This is a genomic window from Acidovorax sp. SRB_24 (genome assembly GCF_012931925.1).
The window spans coordinates 1-19,858 of sequence record NZ_MWOM01000035.1 but is presented as its reverse complement, the minus strand read 5'-3'; the positions used below and the strand labels follow the sequence as shown (position 1 = coordinate 19,858).

The following is a 19,858-nucleotide window of genomic DNA, read 5'->3' as shown; positions in this document are numbered from 1 at the left end:
TCGCGCGGCCATAGAACTGGGGGAAGTATTCCTTCACGCCCGCTCCGTTGAAGTCCCAGCCCGTGCATTGGCCCAGGTGGCGCGGCGGTTCATCGGCGTCGGCCGACGCAAAGGCCGCGGGCAGGGTTTGGAAGGCGGCGGTGGCCAGGTTGAACAGCAGCTCGCGCAGGTGGGTGCAGCTGGCCACGCCGCCCAGGTTTTTCTGGATCGCCTGGCGCCAGCCGCGCCCCATGGTGCAGCCGACCATGGTCTGCAGTGCGGCGCGGGCCTGCGGGCATTCCCGCAGCGGGTGGGTGTCCATGGACGCCTCGATGGCTTGCACGACCAGCACCCGGTTCACGGTCACGCGCAGCCACATGTGGTGGATGGGCTCGCCCGCGCGGCGGATGCCGCCGCCGCGCAGAGCCGGCGCATCGTGCATCTTGCTGTCGTGCAGCTCGCCTTCGAGGTCCCAGAGACCGTCTTCGCGTTCAAAACCTTGGTAGATGACCCGGCGGGCGTGCCGGGCGGTGCGGGGGGCAGGGGGACTCAGGGGCATGGACAGAAAGCTTTGTCAACGAACACAAGGGGAGGGTGGCATGGGCGCACCCCGGGCGCGCGGGACGCCGCGGGTGCGCGCAGGGGGCCATTCAGCCGTGGCGGATGGCCACGGTTTTCAGGGTGGTGAAGCCGTACAGCGCTTCGAAGCCTTTTTCGCGGCCGTAGCCGGACGACTTCACGCCGCCAAAGGGCAGCTCGACGCCGCCGCCGGCGCCGTAGTTGTTGATGAAGACCTGGCCGCTGTGCAGGCGTTTGGCGACCCGGAATTGGCGCGCGCCGTCGCGCGTCCATACGCCGGCCACCAGGCCAAAGCGCGTGGCGTTGGCGAGTGCGACGGCGTGGTCTTCGTCTTCAAAGGCCATCGCACACAGCACCGGGCCAAAGATCTCTTCCTGGGCCAGGCGGTGGTCCACCGGCACGTCGCGCAGCAGCGTGGGCGCCTGGTAGAAGCCCGACTCGGGCGCCTCGTCCACGATCTGGCCCTGGGCCACCATGGGAATGCCGGCCACCTGGGCGTCGCTCAGGAAGTCCCACACGCGTTGCTGCTGGCTCTGGCGGATCAGCGGGCCCACGTCCAGGTCCAGGGCGGCCGGGCCCACGCGCAGCTGCTCGAAGGCCTGGCCCAGGCGCTCCAGCAGGGGCTCGTAGATCAGCGAGTCGATCAGCACGCGCGCGCCCGCGCTGCAGGTCTGGCCGGCGTTTTGCACGATGGCGTTGACCACCACGGGCACGGCGGCGTTCAGGTCGGCGTCGGCAAAGATGATCTGCGGGCTCTTGCCGCCCAGCTCGAGCGTGACCGGGCAGTGCCGCTCGGCCGCCACCTGCTGGATCAGCGTGCCCACGCCGGGGCTGCCGGTGAAGCTGATGTGCTGGATGCCCGGGTGGCGCGCGAGCGCGTCGCCCACCTCGTGGCCGTAGCCGGTGACGATGTTGATGGCACCGGCCGGAAAGCCCACCTCGGCCGCCAGTTGGGCCACGCGCAGCAGGCTCAGGCAGGCGTCCTCGGCGGGCTTGACCACGCAGACATTGCCGGCGGCCAGCGCGCCGCCGACGCTGCGGCCGAAGATCTGCATCGGGTAGTTCCAGGGCACGATGTGGCCCGTGACGCCGTGCGGCTCGCGCCAGGTCAGCACGCTATAGCCGTCCTGGTAGGGCAGGGTCTCGCCGTGCAGCTTGTCGCAGGCGCCGGCGTAGAACTCGAAGTAGCGCGCCAGTGCCAGCGCATCGGCGCGGGCCTGCTTGGTGGGCTTGCCGCAGTCGCGCTGCTCGATGGCGGCCAGTTCTTCGGCGTGCTCGGCCACCTTGTGGGACAGGCGCATCAGCAGGCGGCCGCGCTCGGCGGCGCTGGTCTTGAGCCAGACGGCGTCAAAGCACTGGCGCGCCGCGTGCACGGCCTGGTCGATGTCCTGGGCATTGCTGCGCTGCAGCTCGTCGAAGGGCTGTCCGTCGGACGGGTCCAGCACGGCCAGCGTGCGGCCGCTGGCGGAGGCCATGGAGGCGTTGGCGATGAAGTTGAGCTGCATGAACCAATTGTGCGGCAAATGGCGGAAACGGTCCTATCCTGCGGCCAAAAGTGGCGGAATCGCTTGGTGGTGCTGCGCTGAAAGCTATCGATTTGATAGTTCACACCGGCGCCCGGGGGCGCGCGGGCAGCGCCGGCGCCGCACCGCCGTGGGCCACCGGTTTTGCCGATACAGTGGCGGCTCAAGGAAAAAGTCCGCCATGTACCTGCCCGCCCAGTTCCGCTCCACCGACCCCGCCCATGCGCACGCGCTGATGCGCGCCCACCCGCTGGCCAGCCTGGTGTCCACCGACGACGGGGGCTTTCCGTGCGTCAGCCACCTGCCGCTGCACCTGCAGGAGCGCGCGGACGGCCTGGTGCTGCTGGGCCACTGCGCCAAGGCCAACCCGCACTGGCGCTACCTGCAGGCGCGGCCCCAGGCGCTGGTCACTTTCATGGGGCCGCACGCCTACCTGTCGCCCACGGTCTACCCCGACCTGGCGCGCGTGCCCACCTGGAACTACCTGGCCGTGCACTGCCGGGTGCAGGCTACGCTGGTCGAGCAGCCGGCCGCCAAGGACGCGCTGCTCAAGGCGCTGATCGGCGACCACGAGCCGCCCTATGTGGCGCAGTGGCGCGCGCTGGACGAGGACTTCGCGCACAGGATGCTGGCCGGCATCGTGGCCTTCGAGCTGCGCGTGACCGAGCTGCAGTGCGCGCTCAAGCTCAACCAGCACCGCAAAGAAGCGCACGCCGCCATGTACCAGGCGTACCGGCAGGGCGGCCTCGGCGCCCAGGCGCTGGCGGACTGGATGCAGACCCTGGGCCTGGTGCCCGCGCAGGAGGCTTGAGATGCGCGCCGCCCTCGGCATCGTGTCCCTGCTGCTGGCGTTGGTCATCGTCGGCGTGCTGGCCAAGAAGCAGGTGTCGGCTACGCGCAGCACCGTGCCCGTGCTGCAGCCCGCCGCCGATGCGCCGGCCACGGCCACCGTGCGCGCGCAAAGCCAGCAGGTGCAGCAGCAATACCAGCAGGCCATCGAGGGCCTGGTGCAGCAGGCCCGGCCCCTGCCGGACGATGAAAAATAAAATACCAGTCAAATCGGCCTCCAGCCCTTATGGGGTAATCGCTGATAGCTATCAAAACCATTGCCCATGAGCACGCAAGCAGACGCCGATGCGCACTGGATGCGCCTGGCCCTGGCCGAGGCGCAAGCCGCCGCGCAGGCCGGCGAGGTGCCGGTGGGCGCGGTGGTGGTGCGGGAGGGCCAGGCCATCGCCACCGGCCGCAATGCGCCCGTGCAGGGACACGACCCAACGGCGCACGCCGAGATCGTCGCGCTGCGCGCCGCGGCGCAGCGGCTGGGCAACTACCGCCTCGAAGACTGCACGCTCTACGTCACGCTCGAGCCCTGCGCCATGTGCAGCGGCGCCATGCTGCACGCGCGCATGCCGCGCGTGGTCTTCGGCGCGCGCGACCCCAAGACCGGCGTGGCGGGATCGGTGCTCAATCTGTTTGCCACGCCGCAGCTCAACCACCAGACGGTGGTGCAGGGTGGGGTGCTGGCGGACGAATGTGCGGCGCTGCTGGGCGATTTTTTCCGCCAGCGCCGCCACGAAAAGCGCGCCCAGGCGCTGGCCGCGCACCCGCTGCGCGACGACGCACTGCGCACGCCCGAGGCACGCTTTGCCGACCTGCCCGGCTACCCCTGGGCGCCGCACTATGTGAGCGACCTGCCGGCACTCGGCGGCCTGCGCCTGCACTACCTCGACGAAGGCCCGCAGGACGCGCCGCTCACCTGGCTGTGCCTGCACGGCAACCCGAGCTGGAGCTACCTGTACCGGCACATGCTGCCGGTGTTCACCGCCGCCGGGCATCGCGTCGTGGCGCCCGACCTGATCGGCTTTGGCAAGAGCGACAAGCCCAAGAGGGACGCCTTCCATGCCTTCGCATGGCACCGTGAGGTGCTGCTGGAGCTGGTGGAGCGGCTCGATCTGCGCCGCGTGGTGCTGGTGGTGCAGGACTGGGGCGGCATCCTGGGCCTGACGCTGCCCATGGCCCTGCCCGGGCGCTTTGTCGGCCTGCTGGCCATGAACACGCTGCTGGCGACGGGCGACGCGCCGCTGCCCCAGGGCTTTTGGGCCTGGCGCGAGATGTGCGCGAAAAAGCCCTTGTACGGCGTCGGCAGGCTGCTTTCGCGCGGCAACCCGCATCTGAGTGCGGCCGAATGCGCAGCCTACGACGCGCCGTTCCCCGACCGGGGCTACCGCGCCGCGCTGCGCGCCTTCCCGAAGCTGGTGCCCGATGCGCCCGAGGCGCCGGGCGCCGCGCTCTCGCGCGCGGCACGGCATTTCTGGCAGCACGACTGGGCCGGCCGCAGCCTGACCGTCGTCGGCGCGCAGGACCCGGTGCTCGGTCCGGCGGCCATGCGGCAGCTGCAGCAGGCAGTGCGCGGATGCCCGCCACCCGTGGTGCTGGCGCAGGCCGGCCACTTCGTGCCCGAGCACGGCGCGGCGATCGCCCGGCAGGCTGTGGAATACTTCGCCTCCTGACTCCCGGGCGCGCTGACAGGCCCGCCCGCCCCGCACTTTTCTCGGAGCAGGCCGCAGCACGGCCTGAGCGTTTTGTCTTCTGACCACGACCCCTGCGACTGCGGCCACGACCACGGCCCCAAGCACATCTACATCTATTCCCCCTCGAGCGCGGTGCGCGACAAGGCGGCGTTCCGGCGCGGCGTCAAACGGCTGCAAAAGCTGGGCCACGAGGTCGAGATCGACGCCGACGCGCTGGCCATCCACACGCGCTTTGCCGGCGACGACGCCACGCGCCTGGCGGCCATCCACCGCGCGGCCGCCAGCGGCGCCGATGTGGCGCTGATCTCGCGCGGCGGCTACGGCCTCACGCGCATCCTGCCGGGCATCGACTATGCGGCCGTGGCACGCGCCGTCGACAAAGGCATGCTGTTCGTCGGCGTGAGCGACTTCACAGCCTTCCAGAACGCCGTGCTGGCGCAGACCGGCGCCGTGACCTGGGCCGGGCCGGCGCTGTGCCCGGACTTCGGCACCCGAGGGCTGCCCGACGACATCATGGAAGCCTGCTTTGACGACCTGCTCTCAGGCCACGGCGAAGGCACGGGCTGGCGCATGCCGCGCGAAAAAACCGCCGAGGCGGCGCCGCCGCTGGAGTTCGAGCTTCCCTCCGCGCGCCTGTGGGGCGGCAACCTGGCGGTGCTGGCCTCACTGGTCGGCACGCCCTACCTGCCGCAGGTGTCGGGCGGCATCCTGTTCATCGAGGACGTGAACGAGCACCCCTTCCGCGTCGAGCGCCTGCTCACGCAGCTGCTGCACGCCGGCGTGCTGGCGCAGCAGAAGGCGGTAGTCTTCGGCCAGTTCACCCAGTACCAGTTGGCGCCGCACGACAAGGGCTACAAGCTGCAGACGGTGGTCGACTGGCTGCGCAGCCGGATCGCCGCGCCGGTGCTGACCAATCTGCCTTACGGCCACGTGGACACCAAGGTGCTGCTGCCCGTGGGCCGCGAGGTGGAGCTGTCGGTGCAGGGGCGCGACGCGCTGCTGTACTGGGGCCACGCGCACTGACACGGCGCCGCGCGGCGGCACCACGGGTTTTCAGGGCTGCGTGGCCAGGGGGGCGCTGCGCTGGGCGGCGTACAGCCCCAGGCGCACCATGGTGCGGTGGTTGAGCTCGACGGTGACGGCGGTGCGCGCCAGCGCCGACTGGATGCGCGGCGTGCCGTCGTCGGCCGTGGGGTACAGGCGGGGCTGGTCCAGCTGGGCGCCGCCGCGCTCGATCAGGCTGGCCACCAGGGGCTGGTTGGCCTTTTGGCTGCGGCGCAGCACGATCGCGGTGTCGCCGTTGTCCAGCCGCACAAAGGTGCCGGGCGGGCACAGGCCCACGGTGCGCACCAGCATGTAGCCCACCTCGTCGCGCTGGTCCACTTCTTGGCCCACCAGGGCGCGCACCGAGTCGGTGGCGCTGCGGCCCGGGCGCGACTTGCGCGGGCTGATCATGGCGGCATAGCGGTCGATGGTGCCCAGGATGCGCGTGAGCCGGTCGACGTCCAGCATCTCGGCCAGGGGCGTGCGCTCGGTCAGGTTGGTGTGGTGCTGGCCGACCAGCTCCAGCCACAGGTCGTCGGTGATGTTGAGGCGCTCGAGCAGCAGCAGGCCCAGCTCGGGGTGCTGGCGGATGGCCTCTTGCTGCGCGGCGTTGGGGTGTTCGCGCTGATTGGCCAGCTCGTCCTGCAGCGCCGTCATGCCGATGTTCATCGTCATGGCGGCGCGCACCAGGGCGTTGCGCTCGTGGCCGGGCAGCGCGAATTCGCGCGCCATGATGTGGCACAGCGTGGCGCAGACCAGTGCGTGCGAAGCGCTGTAGCCCACCGTGGAGGTCGAGGCGAGCTGGAACATCAGGTAGAGCGAGGCATCGATGTCGTGCGCCACCAAGTCCTGCAGCCAGCGGTCGAACTGGCGCACCTTGGCGGCAAAACCCTGCACCTGCTCCGGCTGTGCCAGCAGCACCGACAGGCCCGATTCCAGGTCGGACCACAGGCTCAGCAGGTCTTCGTATTCCTCGTCGATGGCGGTGCGGGCCGGGGAGATCATGGGGCCTCAGTGGCGCTTTTCCAGCACCATCTGGTCGTTCACCCGGCTCATCTGGAATTCGGTCAGAAAGTTGTTGCCCAGCAGCACGTAGGGCATGGGCTGGGGCATGACGACGGCGTCCACGCCATACACCTGCACGTCGCCGATGCGCACCGAGTCGAGCTTGAGGCGCCAGCCCTGGGCCACGCCGTTGGCCATGCCCATGCGCACGGCCTGGCCGCTGCGGTAGCTCAGGCCCATACGGTCGGCGTCGGACTGGCCGATGGCCACCGTGGTGGCGCCGGTGTCGACCATGAACTGCATGACCTGGCCGTTGATCTGGCCCTGGTTGACAAAATGCCCGCGGCTGTCGGCCGTGAGCACGATGCGCCGGCTGCCGCCGCGCGCGCCGATGCTCACGGGCGCTTCGCCCAGGCGCACGGTGCGCCGCACGCCGCCGAGGTCGACCACGGCGTCGTCCCGGCCCACCGACACCACCTTCACACCCTGGTGGCTGTCGCCCGGCGCCATGCCGCGCGGTGGCGTGCCATCGACCACCAGCAGCGCCTTGCTGCCCAGGATGCCCGTGAGCGCCACCGCCTGCGCGATGGCGGCCGCTGGGCAGAGCAGCGCGCAGGCCAGCAGGGGCCGCAGGCGGTGTCGCATGGCGGGCTCGGCGCAGTTCAGTCGCGGAAGTTGTTGAACGACAGCGGCATGTCGGCAATGTCCTTGCGGATCAGCGCCATGGCGGCCTGCAGGTCGTCGCGCTTGGCGCCGGTGATGCGCACCTTCTCATCCTGGATGGCGGCCTGGACCTTGATCTTGCTGTCCTTGATGAGCCTCTGCAGCTTCTTGGCCAGCTCGCTCTCGATGCCGTTGCGCACCTTGATCACCTGCTTGACCTTGTCGCCACCGATCTTCTGCGGCTTGCCGATGTCGAGGAAGCGCACGTCCACATTGCGCTTGGTGAGCTTGCCGCGCAGCAGGTCTTCGACCTGCGTGAGCTGGAACTCGGCGTCGCCGTACATGGTGATCTCCTTGTCCTTGAGTTCCACGGCGGCGGAGGTGCCCTTGAAGTCAAAGCGCGTGCCGATTTCCTTGGCCGCGTTTTCGACGGCATTTTTCACTTCGACGAAGTCGGCTTCACAAACGGTATCAAAAGATGGCATGGCGTGGTCTCTCCCAAAAATCGCGCCGCACCGGGAGCCGGTGCGACAATCCGGCCGATGTTAGTCGAGAAAAATGCCTCCCTTCAGCCCTACAACACCTTTGGCATCGTCGCCCGCGCCGAGACGCTGGTGCGCGTGCGCTCCCATGCCGACATTGCCGCGCTGCGCGCCGACCCGGTGTTGGGCCAGGCGCCGGTGTTCGTGCTCGGCGGCGGCAGCAACGTGGTGCTCACGGGCGACGTCAAGCCCGTGGTGCTGAAGGTGGAAATCCGGGGGCGGCGCCTGGTAGAGGAAACCGAGCACGCCTGGATCGTCGAGGCCGGCGCGGGCGAGCCCTGGCACGACACCGTCGCCTGGACGCTCGCGCAGGGCTGGCCGGGCCTGGAAAACCTGGCGCTGATCCCTGGCACCGTGGGCGCCGCGCCGGTGCAGAACATCGGCGCCTATGGCGTCGAGCTGCAGGACCGCTTCGACTCGCTCGACGCGGTCGACCTGGCAACGGGCCAGGGCTTCACGCTCGACGCCGCCCAGTGCGCGTTTGGCTACCGCGATTCGGTCTTCAAGCACGCGCCGGTGCAGGCGGGGGAAGCCGGCCGCCTACCGCGCGGCATGGGCCTGGCCGGGCGCGCGCTCATCACGCAGGTGCGCTTTCGGCTGCCCAAGCCCTGGAAGCCGGAGCTGGGCTATGTCGAGCTCGAGCGCCGCGCCGCCGAGGCCGGCGTCGCACAGCCCACGGCGCAGCAGATTTTCGACTGGGTCTGCGCCATCCGGCGCGCCAAGCTGCCCGACCCGGCGGTGCTCGGCAACGCCGGCAGTTTCTTTAAGAACCCGACGGTGACGCCCGAGCAGTGCGCAGACATCATCGCGCGCGACCCGAAGATCGTGCACTACGCGCTGCCCGACGGCCGCATCAAGCTCGCCGCGGGCTGGCTCATCGACGCCTGCGGCTGGAAGGGCAAGACCGTGGGCCAGGCCGCGGTGTACGAAAAGCAGGCCCTGGTGCTGGTCAACCGCGGCCGCGGCGAAAGCAGCGTGACCGGCGGCGAGGTGATGACGCTGGCCAAGGCTATCCAGACCAGCGTCTACGAGCGCTTTGGCATCCGGCTCGAGCCCGAGCCGGTGGTGGTGTGAGGCGCTGCAACGCACCAGAATGCTCCTCTTTGCATAGCTGCTAACGCTTTCTTCATCAGCGTTAGAGGCCAAAATGGCCATGAAAAAACCGCTCGAAGGCGGTTTTTTCATGGAGCGCGCCGTCATTGCGCAGTGCGGTCATGCCCCCAGGGTCGGTAGTCCGCATCGGTCGCCAGCACCCACAGGGCCAGCAGCGCGACGGCGATGCCCGAGACGACGGCATTGACCATGGCGTTGTGGTTCGTGCTGAAACCCAGCACCCACGGCGACGCCACCATCCACAGGCCCAGCACGCCTTCGGTCCACTCTTCCCAGGCGCGTGGCAGGAAATACGCGCCGAGCGCGGCGGCGATCAGGGCCACCCCGACGACCACACCGTTGGCCGTGGGCGCCATCTGGTTCTGAAAGCCCAGTACCCACGGTGACAACGCAAGCCAGGCGCCCAACAGCGCGTTGACCGGGTCTTGCCAGTGTTTCACTTGCTTCATGGTTCCACCTCCCGCCGCCGCAAACACGCTTGGCGGCTTCTGGTTGGACTGGCAGGCCGGCGTGCGGGTTCCATCTGCCGGGGGCTCGCCAGGCACCATCCCAAAATAAAAAACCGCCCGGCCAAGTGGCGGGGCGGTCGAGGCGTTGCGGCAAACGCTTCTATTTCAATAGCTGTCAGCGCTGTCTGGACAAGGGCTAGAGGCTAATTTGGCTGTGCATCCGCAGGTCGCAGGTTCAGTTTTTGTCGCCATTGCCCAGCTGCGCCAGCGCCGCATCGCCGCCCAGCGACAGCAGGCCCGCGCCCGCGTAGATGCCGAGCTTGGCGCGCGTGTCCACGATGTCGAGGTTGCGCATGGTCAGCTGGCCGATGCGGTCCAGCGGCGAAAACGGCGCATCTTCGACCTTTTCCATCGACAGGCGCTCGGGGTGGTAGGTCAGGTTGGGGCTTTCGGTGTTGAGCAGCGAATAGTCGTTGCCACGGCGCAGCTCCAGCGTCACGGTGCCGGTGACGGCGCGCGCCACCCAGCGCTGGGCGGTTTCGCGCAGCATGATGGCCTGCGGGTCGAACCAGCGGCCCTGGTAGAGCAGGCGGCCGAGCTTGAGGCCGTTCATGCGGTACTGCTCGATGGTGTCCTCGTTGTGGATGCCCGTGACCAGGCGCTCGTAGGCGATGTGCAGCAGCGCCAGGCCCGGGGCCTCGTAGATGCCGCGGCTCTTGGCTTCGATGATGCGGTTCTCGATCTGGTCGCTCATCCCGAGGCCGTGGCGGCCGCCTATGCGGTTGGCTTCTAGGATCAGCTCGACCGGGTCGTTGAACTCGACACCGTTGAGCGCCACGGGCTGGCCTTCTTCAAAGCGCACCGAGACTTCCTCGGCCTTGACGGCGACTTCTTCCTTCCAGAACGCCACGCCCATGATCGGGTTGACGATGCGGATGCCGCTGCTGAGGAACTCCAGGTCCTTGGCCTCGTGCGTGGCGCCGAGCATGTTGGAGTCGGTGCTGTAGGCCTTCTCGGCACTCATCTTGTAGCCAAAGCCGTGCTGCGTCATGAAGGCCGACATTTCGGCGCGGCCGCCGAGCTCGTCGATGAACAGCTGGTCGAGCCAGGGCTTGTAGATGCGCAGCGCCGGGTTGGTGAGCAGGCCGTAGCGGTAGAAGCGCTCGATGTCGTTGCCCTTGTAGGTGCTGCCGTCGCCCCAGATGTGGACGTCGTCTTCCTTCATCGCGGCGACCAGCATGGTGCCGGTGACGGCGCGGCCCAGCGGCGTGGTGTTGAAGTAGGTCAGGCCACCGGTGCTGATGTGGAACGCGCCGGCCTGCAGCGCCGCAATGCCTTCGTGCGCCAGCTGCGTGCGGCAGTCGATCAGGCGCGCCTTCTCGGCGCCGTACTCCACGGCCTTGCGCGGGATGGCGTCGTAGTCGGGCTCGTCGGGCTGGCCGAGGTTGGCGGTGTAGGCGTAGGGCTGGGCGCCCTTGAGCTTCATCCACAGCAGGGCGGCGCTGGTGTCCAGGCCGCCCGAGAAGGCGATGCCGACCTTTTGGCCGACGGGAAGGTTTTGAAGAATGGTGGCCATGGGCGCAGATCCTGTGAGGTGGCGGAAAGGGGCGGGGCAGTCCAAGGGGCGGCGCCACCGGGCGCCGCGCGTGCAGCCGAAGCTCAGCCGAAGTGGCAGATGTAGTGGTAGGCCTCGGTCACGCGGATGTCGAACCTGGAATTGCCGGGGATGCTGAATGTGTCTCCGGGCGCGCTGGCCAGCCAGGCGTCCGTGCCGTCCAGGCGGTATTCGCAGCGGCCGGCCACGCATTCCATGGTTTCGGGCGCGCCCGTGTTGAAGGTGAGCGTGGCGGGCAGCACCACGCCGACCGATTTCTTCGTGCCATCGGGGAACGTGATGCCGTGGCTCACGCATTTGCCGTCAAAGTACACGCTGGCCTGGGTGGTGACGGAGACGCCGTCGATTTTTTCGGTGGTCATGGAAGGGCTGCTGGCAGGGAGAAACCGGCAATTTTAGGCCACCGCACGCAGGGCCGCCGCGCGCGCGGCGCAAGGCCGGCGGTGGCACAAAAAAAGAGCCCCTGCGGGCTCTTGGAGGCAGGGGCTGCTGCTGCCGTCAGCGCCAGTGGCCGCGGTGGCCACCCCAGCCGCTGCTGAAGCCCAGGTCGATGGAAACCGCCGGGTTCACGTACACGGGCGCCGGTGCATAGGCAGGGCCATAGACGGCGGGGTAGGCGGGTGCACCGTAGCCCGCGTTCGTCACCACCACGCCCGGCTGGCTGCTGGCGCCTTGCGGCGGGCCGTAGGGGCCGGGCTGGGTGGAATAGGTCTGGCCGTAGGGTGCGCCGTTGTCCAGGGGCTGGACCTGCACGGCGATGGTGCGGCCCGGATCGGTCTGCGTCTGCGTGGTGTACTGGCGCCCCGCGTACTCATAGACCACGGTGTAGCCCACGGTGCGGTTTTCGTAGAAGGTTTCGGTGCTGCAGCGCTGCACGTTCTGGTAGGCGGGCCGACCGTTGCCTTCGATCTGGTTGCCCAGCAGCGCGCCCCCGATCACGCCGAGCGCCGTCGCCGCCGCGCGGCCGCTGCCGCCGCCAATGGCATTGCCGGCTGCGCCGCCCGCAATGGCGCCCAGCACCGCGCCGCCGCCCGTGGTTTGGGGGCCGGTGTAGACCGTTTCGTTGCCGCACACCTGCTGCGGCACCGCCACCTGCTGCACGATGGGGGTAGAGGAGAGCACGCGGGCCTGCTCTTGTGCGCTCGCAAGCGCAGCGGTGCAGGCAAGGAGGGAGAAGAGTGCGAGTTTTTTCATGAAGGAACCCCTTTCGGGTCTTGCGGGCTTGAACAGCCTCTTAACGCGCCAGACCTGGCAAAAGTTTATGCGCTGGCTGCAAACGCAGGGCTTGCGCACCGTAAATCTGCGTAAAGAACGGTGCTGCGTCAGCTGGCCGCGCCGCCGTAGAGCCACTGCACCCACAGGGCCGGGTCGAAGCCCACTGTGGTGCGGGCACCGCCGTGGTGGCGCCACTCGACCACGGGGCGCTTGATGGCGCTGGCGTGGGCCTGCAGCAGGGTGCCGGCGCTGGCCGCGTCGTGCACGCCGGCCTGGGTGGCGGGGTCGAGCTTGCGCCAGGTGGTTCCCTGGCGGTTGACGAGCTTTTCCCAGCCCAGGGCGGCCATCCAGTCGGCCAGCCGGTCGGCGGGAACGCCGTGTTTCTTGAAATCGTGGAAGCGGTGCTCGACGCCTTGGGCCGTGAACCAGGCACGGGACTTTTTCACGGTGTCGCAGTTGGCAATACCGTACAGGGTGATGTCAGGGGTACTCATGCGCGCCATCATGCGCCACCCGCCTGCTCGGCGACAATGGTGCCCTGTATGCACACCACTATCCATACCCTGGAAGGCTGGCTCGCCCACTGCGAGCGCCTGCACCCCCTGAACATCGACATGGGCCTGGAGCGGGTCAGCGAGGTGGCACGCCGCATGGCGCTGCGCTTCGACTGCCCGGTGATCACCGTGGCCGGCACCAATGGCAAGGGCTCGACCTGCGCCATGCTGGAGGCCGTGGCGCTGCAGGCGGGCTACCGCACGGGCGTCTACACCTCGCCGCACCTGGTGCACTTCGAGGAGCGCTGCCGCATCCATGGCGAATCCGTAGGTGCTTCTGATTTGATAGCGAACTTCGCAGCGGTGGAGGGCGCCAGAACGCAAAATGGCAACGATGTCTCGCTGACCTACTTCGAATTCACCACGCTGGCCATCCTGCGCCTGATGAGCCACGCGCGGCTCGATGTCGCCATCCTGGAGGTGGGGCTGGGCGGGCGGCTCGATGCCACCAACGTCATCGATGCGGACTGCGCCGTCATCACCAGCATTGACGTGGACCATGTCGAATACCTGGGCCCGGACCGCGAGAGCATCGGCCGCGAGAAGGCCGGCATCATGCGCACCGGGCGCCCCGTGGTCGTCAGCGACCCCATGCCCCCGCAGAGCGTCATCGACGGTGCACGCGAGATCAATGCAGACCTGTGGCGTTTCGGCGAGGACTTCAATTTTTCGGGCGACAAACAGCAGTGGAGTTGGGCGGGGCGGGGCCGGCGTTATGCGGGTCTTGCCTATCCGGCATTGCGCGGCGCCAACCAGCTGGTCAATGCCGCCGGCGCGCTGGCGGCGCTCGAGGCCTTGCGCGCCCGCATTCCTGTCACGGCGCAGGCCGTGCGCAACGGCCTGGCCCTGGTCGAGCTGCCGGGGCGCTTCCAGATCGTTCCGGGCCAGCCCACCTTGGTGTTGGACGTGGCGCACAACCCGCACTCTGTGGCGGCGCTCACGGCCAACCTCGACGCCATGGGCTATTTCCCGACCACGCACGCGGTGTTTGGCGCGATGGCCGACAAGGACCTGGCGCCCATGTTCGCCAAGGTGGGGCCGCTGATTGACCGCTGGTATTTCACCAGCCTGCCCACAGCGCGCGCCGAAACGGCGGCGGGGCTGCAGCAGAAGTGGAACGCCCTGCAGATCGTGGCGGGCGGGCGGCGCGACGTGTCCAGCAGCACGCATGGCAGTCCCGAGGAGGCGCTGGCGGCGGCGGTGGCGGCGGCGGACCCCGCTGATAGAATCATTGTCTTTGGCTCGTTCTACACGGTGGGCGGCGTTTTGCAACATGGCACGCCGCGCCTGCAAGCCAAGCACATGGACCACTAGGTCCACACGGGTTTTCGCACTTCCATGGCATTTTTCAAGTTTCGGTGGCCGGGCCAAAAGGGGCAAGGCAACAAGGCGGCAAAGCCTTCGCGTGCCCCACGCGCCGAGAGCATCGACGTGATGCGCCGGCGTGCACGCCATCGCTTGATCGGGGCGGCCGTGCTCGTGCTGTTGGGCGTGGTGGGTTTTCCCATGCTGTTCGATACGCAGCCCCGCCCGATTCCCGTCGACACCCCCATCGAGATTCCCGACCGCAACAAAGTGGCCCCGCTCGTGGTGCCTGCTGCCCCCGCGCCCAGTGCGCGCGCGCCCGATGTCGCCAGCCTGGCCGATGGCGAAGAGGTGGTGACGCCCGCCCGTGAGGCGCGAAAGCCTGCGGCCGAGGCACCGGTGGCGCAGGCCAAGCCAGAGCTGCGGGCCGAACCCAAGCCCGAGCCCAAGCCGGTCGCAAAGCCCGAACCCAAAACCGAACCCAAAGCCCCGCCGCGCCTTGCGGCCGAGTTCAAACCGGAGCCCAAACCCGAATCCAAGTCGGCCGTGCACAGCGACGACGCCGCGCGTGCGCGCGCCTTGTTGGAAGGGCGCACGGCGCAGGCCACGGCGCACGCGGACGAGGGCCGTTTCATTGTGCAGATCGGCGCGTTTGCCGACACCGACAAGGCGCGCGAAGTGCGCCAGAAGCTCGAACGCGCCGGACTCAAAACCTATATGCAGGTGGTCGAGACCAAGGACGGCAAGCGCACCCGTGTGCGTGTGGGACCGTTCGAGGGGCGTGGCGACGCAGACAAGGCCGCCGCCCGCATCAAGACGCTGGATTTGCCTGCGTCCATCCTCACGCTGTGAATCTGCGCGCTCGCCCATGGCTTCGCTGGACTGGATTTTTGTGGCGGTGCTGCTGGCCTCGATGCTGATCGGTGCCTGGCGCGGCCTGGTGTTCGAGGTGTTGTCGCTGTTGGGCTGGGTGGTGGCATTCATCGCGGCGCAGTGGTTCGCCGCCGACATGGCGGCGCTGCTGCCCATCGGCGAGGTGCAGGGGCCGGTGCGCCATGCGGCAGGCTTCGTCGTGGTGTTCGTGATCGCGATCTTTGCCTGCGGCTTGGTCGCCTGGCTGGGCAAGAAGTTGGTCGAGGCCACAGGCCTGCGCCCCGCTGACCGCACCTTGGGAGGCATGTTTGGCGTGCTGCGCGCCGTGGTCTTGCTGCTGGCCGTGGCCGTGGTCGTCGAATTGACGCCCTTGCATGAGGGCGCCTGGTGGCAGGAGTCGCGCAGCGCGCCCCTGTTGTCGGTGGCGCTCCAGCAATTGAAGCCGGCGCTGCCCGAGGAGTTTGGCAGGCACCTGCCTTTGTGAACGGATTCGTGGGTGGGCGCCGGCCGTCGGTCGAGCTGCCTGCCATAGCTTTGCGGGCTTGGCCCCGCCAATGGATGAAAGTCAACTATGTGTGGAATCGTCGGTGTCGTCAGTGCGACCCCCGTCAATCAACTGATCTATGACGCTCTGCTGCTGCTGCAGCACCGGGGCCAGGATGCCGCCGGCATCGTGACCCAGCAGGGACGCAAGTTCTTCATGCACAAGGCCAAGGGCATGGTGCGCGACGTGTTTCGCACGCGCAACATGCGCGCGCTGCCGGGCAACGCCGGGCTGGGCCAGGTGCGCTACCCCACGGCGGGCAATGCCTACAGCGAAGAAGAGGCGCAGCCCTTCTATGTGAACGCGCCTTTTGGCATCGTGCTGGTGCACAACGGCAACCTGACCAATGCGCAGGCCCTGCGCGCCGAGCTGTTCTCGACCGACCACCGCCACACCAACACCGACAGCGACTCCGAAGTCCTGCTCAATGTGTTTGCGCACGAGCTCGAGCGCGCCACGCGCGGCGTTCCTCTGCAGCCCGACGACGTGTTTGCCGCCGTGCGTGCCGTGCACCAGCGCATCAAGGGTTCGTACGCCGTCATCGCCCTGATTGCCGGTCACGGCCTGGTGGCATTCCGCGATCCGCACGGCATCCGCCCGTTGGCCATGGGGCGTGGTCCGGACGGCACGGTCATGGTCGGCAGCGAGTCGGTGGCCCTGGAGGGCACGGGCCATGTGTTTGAACGCAACATCGCTCCGGGCGAGGCGATTTTCGTCGCGCTGGACGGGCAGGTGCATGCGCAGCAGTGCGCAGAGGCGCCCCGGTTGCAGCCCTGCATTTTCGAGTTCGTCTACCTGGCGCGACCCGACTCCGCACTCGACGGTATCTCCGTCTACCAGGCGCGGCTGAACCTCGGCGAAGCCCTGGCCAAGCGCGTGGTCTCCACCGTGCCGCCCAGCGAAATCGACGTGATCATTCCCATTCCGGAGTCGAGCCGTCCCAGCGCCACGCAACTGGCGCATTTGCTGGGCGTGCCGTACCGCGAAGGGTTCGTCAAGAACCGCTACGTGGGCCGCACCTTCATCATGCCGGGGCAGGGCGTGCGCAAGAAGTCGGTGCGCCAGAAGCTCAATGTGATCGCCAGCGAGTTCAAAGGCCGCAACGTGCTGCTGGTGGACGACTCCATCGTGCGCGGCACCACCAGCCGCGAAATCGTGCAGATGGCGCGCGACGCAGGCGCGCGCAAGGTCTATCTGGCCAGTGCCGCACCGCCAGTGCGCTACCCCAACGTGTACGGCATCGACATGCCGACCAGCACCGAACTGGTGGCGCACGGCCGCAGCGTCGAAGAAGTGCGCGCATGGATCGGCTGCGACGCCTTGATCTACCAGGACGTGGACGGCATGAAGAAGGCCATTGGCTCGCTCAATCCGGAGCTCGACGGGTTCGACGCGTCCTGCTTTGATGGCGTCTATGTGACCGGCGACATCAACGCCAGCGATATCGAGCGCCTCAACCAGACCCGGGTCGGCGCACAGGAGGGCGATGAAGACACTTCGCGCCTGGCCCTGCCGAACGCGCAGGACGCATAAGCCCATGCTGGAACCGATACAAAAAGGAACTGCGCAATGAGCCGCGAACTCCCCCCCGGCCTGCACCCCGAGACGCTGGCGGTGCGCCAGTCGGTGCCCCGCAGCGCTTACGGCGAGAACTCCGAAGCGCTCTACCTGACCAGCAGCTTCGTGCAACCCGACGCGGCCACCGCAGCGCGGCGCTTTGCCGGAGAGGAAGAGGGCTATACCTATTCGCGCACCTCGAACCCGACCGTGACGGCGTTCGAGCAGCGCCTGGCGGCGCTGGAGGGCACGGAGGCGGCGATCGGCACGGCCAGCGGCATGTCGGCGATCTTGCTGATGTGCATGGGGTTGCTCAAGGCGGGCGACCATGTGGTGTGCTCGCAGTCGATGTTCGGCTCGACCATGCGGCTCATCGGCGGAGAGTTTGCACGCTTTGGCGTGCAGTCGACCTTTGTGCCGCAGACCGATACCGCCGCCTGGAAAGCGGCCCTGCGCCCCGAGACGCGGCTCCTGTTTGCCGAGACGCCGACCAACCCGCTGACCGACCTGTGCGACATCGAGGCGCTGGCCGACATCGCGCATGCGGCCGGCGTGCTGCTGGCCGTGGACAACTGCTTTGCATCGCCCGCGCTGCAGCAGCCCGCACGCCTGGGCGCCGACCTGATCATCCATTCGGGTACCAAGTTCCTCGATGGCCAAGGCCGCGTGATGGCCGGCGCGGTGTGCGGCCCGCGCGCCCTGATCGAAGACAAGCTCGCGCCGCTGTTGCGCAGCGCCGGCATGAACCTGTCGCCGTTCAACGCCTGGGTGGTGCTCAAGGGCATGGAGACGCTTTCCATCCGGGTGAAGGCGCAAAGCGACTCTGCTTTGATCCTGGCGCAATGGCTTGAAGCGCATCCGGCCGTGGCGCGCGTGTACTACCCGGGGCTGGCGTCCCACCCGCAGCACGCCCTGGCCATGCGCCAGCAGTCGGGGTCGGGCGGCGCTGTGCTGTCCTTCGATGTGCGCGCCAGCGGCGCGGCCGCAGGCCGCGACCGGGCTTTCCATGTGATCGACAGCACCCGTGTGTGCAGCATCACCGCCAACCTGGGCGACACCAAGACCACCATCACCCACCCCGCCAGCACCTCGCACGGGCGCCTCAGCGAAGAGCAGCGCCGGGCGGCCGGCATTGGCCAGGGGCTGATCCGCGTGGCCGTGGGCCTCGAACACCTCGACGATTTGAAAGCCGACCTCGCACGGGGTCTGGACACCTTGCCATGACCGAGAACACCTCTTCCACGCGCGTGCGCACGCGCTTTGCACCGTCGCCCACGGGCTTCATCCACCTGGGAAATATCCGTTCTGCGCTGTACCCCTGGGCATTTGCGCGCGCCACCGGCGGCGACTTCATCCTGCGCATCGAGGACACGGACCTCGAACGCTCCTCGCAGGCGGCGGTGGACGTGATCCTTGAGGGCATGCACTGGCTGGGCATGGACCCCGACGAGGGGCCGTTCTACCAGATGCAGCGCATGGACCGCTACAAGGAAGTGCTGGCGCAGCTGCAGGCGGCCGGGCATGTGTATCCGTGCTACATGGGCGTGGCCGAACTCGACGCCTTGCGCGAGGCACAAATGGCCGCCAAGGAGAAGCCGCGCTATGACGGCACCTGGCGGCCCGAGTCTGGCAAGACGCTGCCGCCCGTGCCTGCGGGCGTGCAGCCTGTGCTGCGCTTCAAGAATCCACAGGGCGGCGTGGTGGCCTGGGACGACAAGGTCAAGGGGCGCATCGAAATCCGCAACGATGAACTCGACGATCTGGTGATCGCGCGCCCCGACGGCACGCCCACCTACAACTTCTGCGTGGTCGTGGACGACATCGACATGGCCATCACGCATGTGATCCGCGGCGATGACCATGTCAACAACACGCCCCGACAGATCAACATCTTCCGCGCCCTCGGCAAGGAGCCGCCGGTCTACGCCCACCTGCCCACCGTGCTCAACGAACAGGGCGAGAAGATGAGCAAACGCAACGGCGCCAAGCCGGTGACCCAGTACCGCGACGAGGGCTATCTGCCCGAAGCCATGGTGAACTACCTGGCACGCCTGGGCTGGAGCCATGGCGACGACGAGATCTTCAGCCGCGAACAGTTCCTGCAGTGGTTCAACCTGGACCACCTCGGTCGCAGCGCCGCGCAGTTCGACGAAGCCAAGCTGCGCTGGGTCAACGCCCAGCACCTCAAGGCCATGCACGACGACGCACTGGCCGCGCTGGTGGCACCGCAGCTGGAGAAGCGAGGCATCGCCGCCGCAGACCTGGCGGACGGCCGCTTGCCGCGCATCTGCGCGTTGTTCAAGGACCGCTGCGACACCACGGTGGCGCTGGCCGACTGGGCCCATGTGTTTTACAGCGAGGCGGTAGACGCCGCGACCGAAGAGCGCGAAAAGCATGTTACGGGCACGGTGGCCCCCGCACTGGACGGCCTGGTGCAGGCGCTGCAGGACTGCGCCTGGGATCGGCAGGCCATCGGCGCGGCCTTCAAGCAGGTGCTGGCGGACCACGCCTTGAAGATGCCGCAGCTGGCGATGCCGGTGCGCGTGCTGGTGGCCGGCACCGCGCATACGCCCTCGGTGGATGCGGTGCTGGAATTGATGGGCAGAGAAAAAGTTGCTGCAAGATTGCAAAAGCGCTGAAAAACCTGTCTATAATTCAAGGCTCAGGTGATCGCGGCAAACAATAGGTTGATCGTGATTCGCTGGGGGGTATAGCTCAGCTGGGAGAGCGCTTGCATGGCATGCAAGAGGTCATCGGTTCGATCCCG

21 protein-coding genes are annotated in these 19,858 nt (G+C 68.1%); 11 read left to right on the top strand and 10 right to left on the bottom strand.

The annotated features are described in order from the left end of the window. Together B2J89_RS13035 and B2J89_RS13030 are read right to left on the bottom strand one after the other, a co-directional pair. On the bottom strand, positions 1-538 hold a 538-nt coding region (locus B2J89_RS13035; protein ID WP_169169521.1), incomplete at its 3' end, for a DUF2889 domain-containing protein. A 91-nt stretch (positions 539-629) separates the two neighbouring features. Further along, entirely contained in the window at positions 630-2,063 is a 1,434-nt protein-coding gene (locus tag B2J89_RS13030; protein WP_169169520.1) for an aldehyde dehydrogenase family protein, read from the bottom strand. Between the two features lie 199 nt (positions 2,064-2,262). Here B2J89_RS13030 and B2J89_RS13025 point away from each other — a divergent pair, with 199 nt between their 5' ends. From B2J89_RS13025 to B2J89_RS13010, 4 genes are all read left to right on the top strand, one after another. Further along, positions 2,263-2,892 carry an FMN-binding negative transcriptional regulator gene (locus B2J89_RS13025; RefSeq protein WP_169169519.1) on the top strand — a complete coding sequence of 210 codons (630 nt, stop codon included), beginning with the start codon at positions 2,263-2,265 and terminating at the stop codon, positions 2,890-2,892. 1 nt (position 2,893) lies between these two features. After that, positions 2,894-3,127 (top strand): hypothetical protein, encoded by a 234-nt coding sequence (locus tag B2J89_RS13020; protein WP_169169518.1) that lies wholly within the window; start codon positions 2,894-2,896, stop codon positions 3,125-3,127. A 66-nt stretch (positions 3,128-3,193) separates the two neighbouring features. Further along, complete coding sequence (gene tadA, locus B2J89_RS13015) at positions 3,194-4,591, top strand: tRNA adenosine(34) deaminase TadA (protein WP_169169517.1); 1,398 nt, start codon at positions 3,194-3,196, stop codon at positions 4,589-4,591. Positions 4,592-4,663: 72 nt separating this feature from the next. After that, on the top strand, positions 4,664-5,635 hold the full coding sequence (locus tag B2J89_RS13010) for an LD-carboxypeptidase (RefSeq protein WP_169169516.1): 972 nt from the start codon (positions 4,664-4,666) through the stop codon (positions 5,633-5,635). 30 nt (positions 5,636-5,665) lie between these two features. On the opposite strand, the gene B2J89_RS13005 is transcribed toward B2J89_RS13010, so the two are convergent. Genes B2J89_RS13005 through B2J89_RS12995 form a run of 3 tightly spaced genes read right to left on the bottom strand, consistent with a single transcriptional unit; the run spans position 5,666 to position 7,809 of the window. Then, complete coding sequence (locus B2J89_RS13005) at positions 5,666-6,661, bottom strand: HD-GYP domain-containing protein (RefSeq protein ID WP_169169515.1); 996 nt, start codon at positions 6,659-6,661, stop codon at positions 5,666-5,668. Between the two features lie 6 nt (positions 6,662-6,667). Further along, positions 6,668-7,306, bottom strand: coding sequence for a TIGR02281 family clan AA aspartic protease (locus B2J89_RS13000; protein WP_169169514.1), 639 nt, complete (start codon positions 7,304-7,306; stop codon positions 6,668-6,670). 17 nt (positions 7,307-7,323) lie between these two features. Continuing rightward, positions 7,324-7,809, bottom strand: coding sequence for a YajQ family cyclic di-GMP-binding protein (locus B2J89_RS12995; protein ID WP_169169513.1), 486 nt, complete (start codon positions 7,807-7,809; stop codon positions 7,324-7,326). A 57-nt stretch (positions 7,810-7,866) separates the two neighbouring features. On the opposite strand from B2J89_RS12995, the gene murB reads away from it, so the two are divergent. Continuing rightward, complete coding sequence (murB, locus tag B2J89_RS12990) at positions 7,867-8,940, top strand: UDP-N-acetylmuramate dehydrogenase (protein ID WP_169169512.1); 1,074 nt, start codon at positions 7,867-7,869, stop codon at positions 8,938-8,940. Positions 8,941-9,062: 122 nt separating this feature from the next. Here murB and B2J89_RS12985 read toward each other — a convergent pair whose 3' ends face one another. From B2J89_RS12985 to B2J89_RS12965, 5 genes are all read right to left on the bottom strand, one after another. Then, a complete protein-coding gene (locus B2J89_RS12985; RefSeq protein ID WP_169169511.1) occupies positions 9,063-9,428 on the bottom strand; it encodes an SPW repeat protein in 366 nt (121 codons plus the stop codon). Positions 9,429-9,663: 235 nt separating this feature from the next. Then, complete coding sequence (gene argG, locus B2J89_RS12980; protein ID WP_169169510.1) at positions 9,664-11,004, bottom strand: argininosuccinate synthase; 1,341 nt, start codon at positions 11,002-11,004, stop codon at positions 9,664-9,666. A gap of 83 nt (positions 11,005-11,087) precedes the next feature. After that, positions 11,088-11,405, bottom strand: coding sequence for a pyrimidine/purine nucleoside phosphorylase (locus tag B2J89_RS12975; protein WP_169169509.1), 318 nt, complete (start codon positions 11,403-11,405; stop codon positions 11,088-11,090). A 136-nt stretch (positions 11,406-11,541) separates the two neighbouring features. Then, positions 11,542-12,237 (bottom strand): glycine zipper 2TM domain-containing protein, encoded by a 696-nt coding sequence (locus tag B2J89_RS12970; protein WP_169169508.1) that lies wholly within the window; start codon positions 12,235-12,237, stop codon positions 11,542-11,544. Positions 12,238-12,365: 128 nt separating this feature from the next. Further along, positions 12,366-12,764, bottom strand: coding sequence for an arsenate reductase (locus B2J89_RS12965; RefSeq protein WP_205763821.1), 399 nt, complete (start codon positions 12,762-12,764; stop codon positions 12,366-12,368). 36 nt (positions 12,765-12,800) lie between these two features. Here B2J89_RS12965 and folC point away from each other — a divergent pair, with 36 nt between their 5' ends. The 6 genes from folC (at position 12,801) to gltX (ending at position 19,730) form a co-directional block, all read left to right on the top strand. Continuing rightward, positions 12,801-14,126, top strand: a complete 1,326-nt coding sequence (gene folC, locus B2J89_RS12960; RefSeq protein ID WP_169169506.1) for a bifunctional tetrahydrofolate synthase/dihydrofolate synthase — start codon at positions 12,801-12,803, stop codon at positions 14,124-14,126. 24 nt (positions 14,127-14,150) lie between these two features. Then, a complete protein-coding gene (locus B2J89_RS12955; protein ID WP_169169505.1) occupies positions 14,151-14,969 on the top strand; it encodes an SPOR domain-containing protein in 819 nt (272 codons plus the stop codon). 16 nt (positions 14,970-14,985) lie between these two features. Further along, positions 14,986-15,474: a CvpA family protein gene (locus B2J89_RS12950; RefSeq protein ID WP_169169504.1), complete on the top strand. Its 489-nt coding sequence runs from the start codon at positions 14,986-14,988 to the stop codon at positions 15,472-15,474. Positions 15,475-15,561: 87 nt separating this feature from the next. Continuing rightward, positions 15,562-17,067 carry an amidophosphoribosyltransferase gene (gene purF / locus B2J89_RS12945; protein WP_169169503.1) on the top strand — a complete coding sequence of 502 codons (1,506 nt, stop codon included), beginning with the start codon at positions 15,562-15,564 and terminating at the stop codon, positions 17,065-17,067. Positions 17,068-17,103: 36 nt separating this feature from the next. Beyond that, on the top strand, positions 17,104-18,315 hold the full coding sequence (locus B2J89_RS12940) for an O-succinylhomoserine sulfhydrylase (protein WP_169169502.1): 1,212 nt from the start codon (positions 17,104-17,106) through the stop codon (positions 18,313-18,315). Then, complete coding sequence (gltX, locus tag B2J89_RS12935) at positions 18,312-19,730, top strand: glutamate--tRNA ligase (RefSeq protein ID WP_169169501.1); 1,419 nt, start codon at positions 18,312-18,314, stop codon at positions 19,728-19,730. The genes B2J89_RS12940 and gltX overlap by 4 nt, the downstream gene beginning before the upstream one ends. Positions 19,731-19,858: the final 128 nt, after the last annotated feature.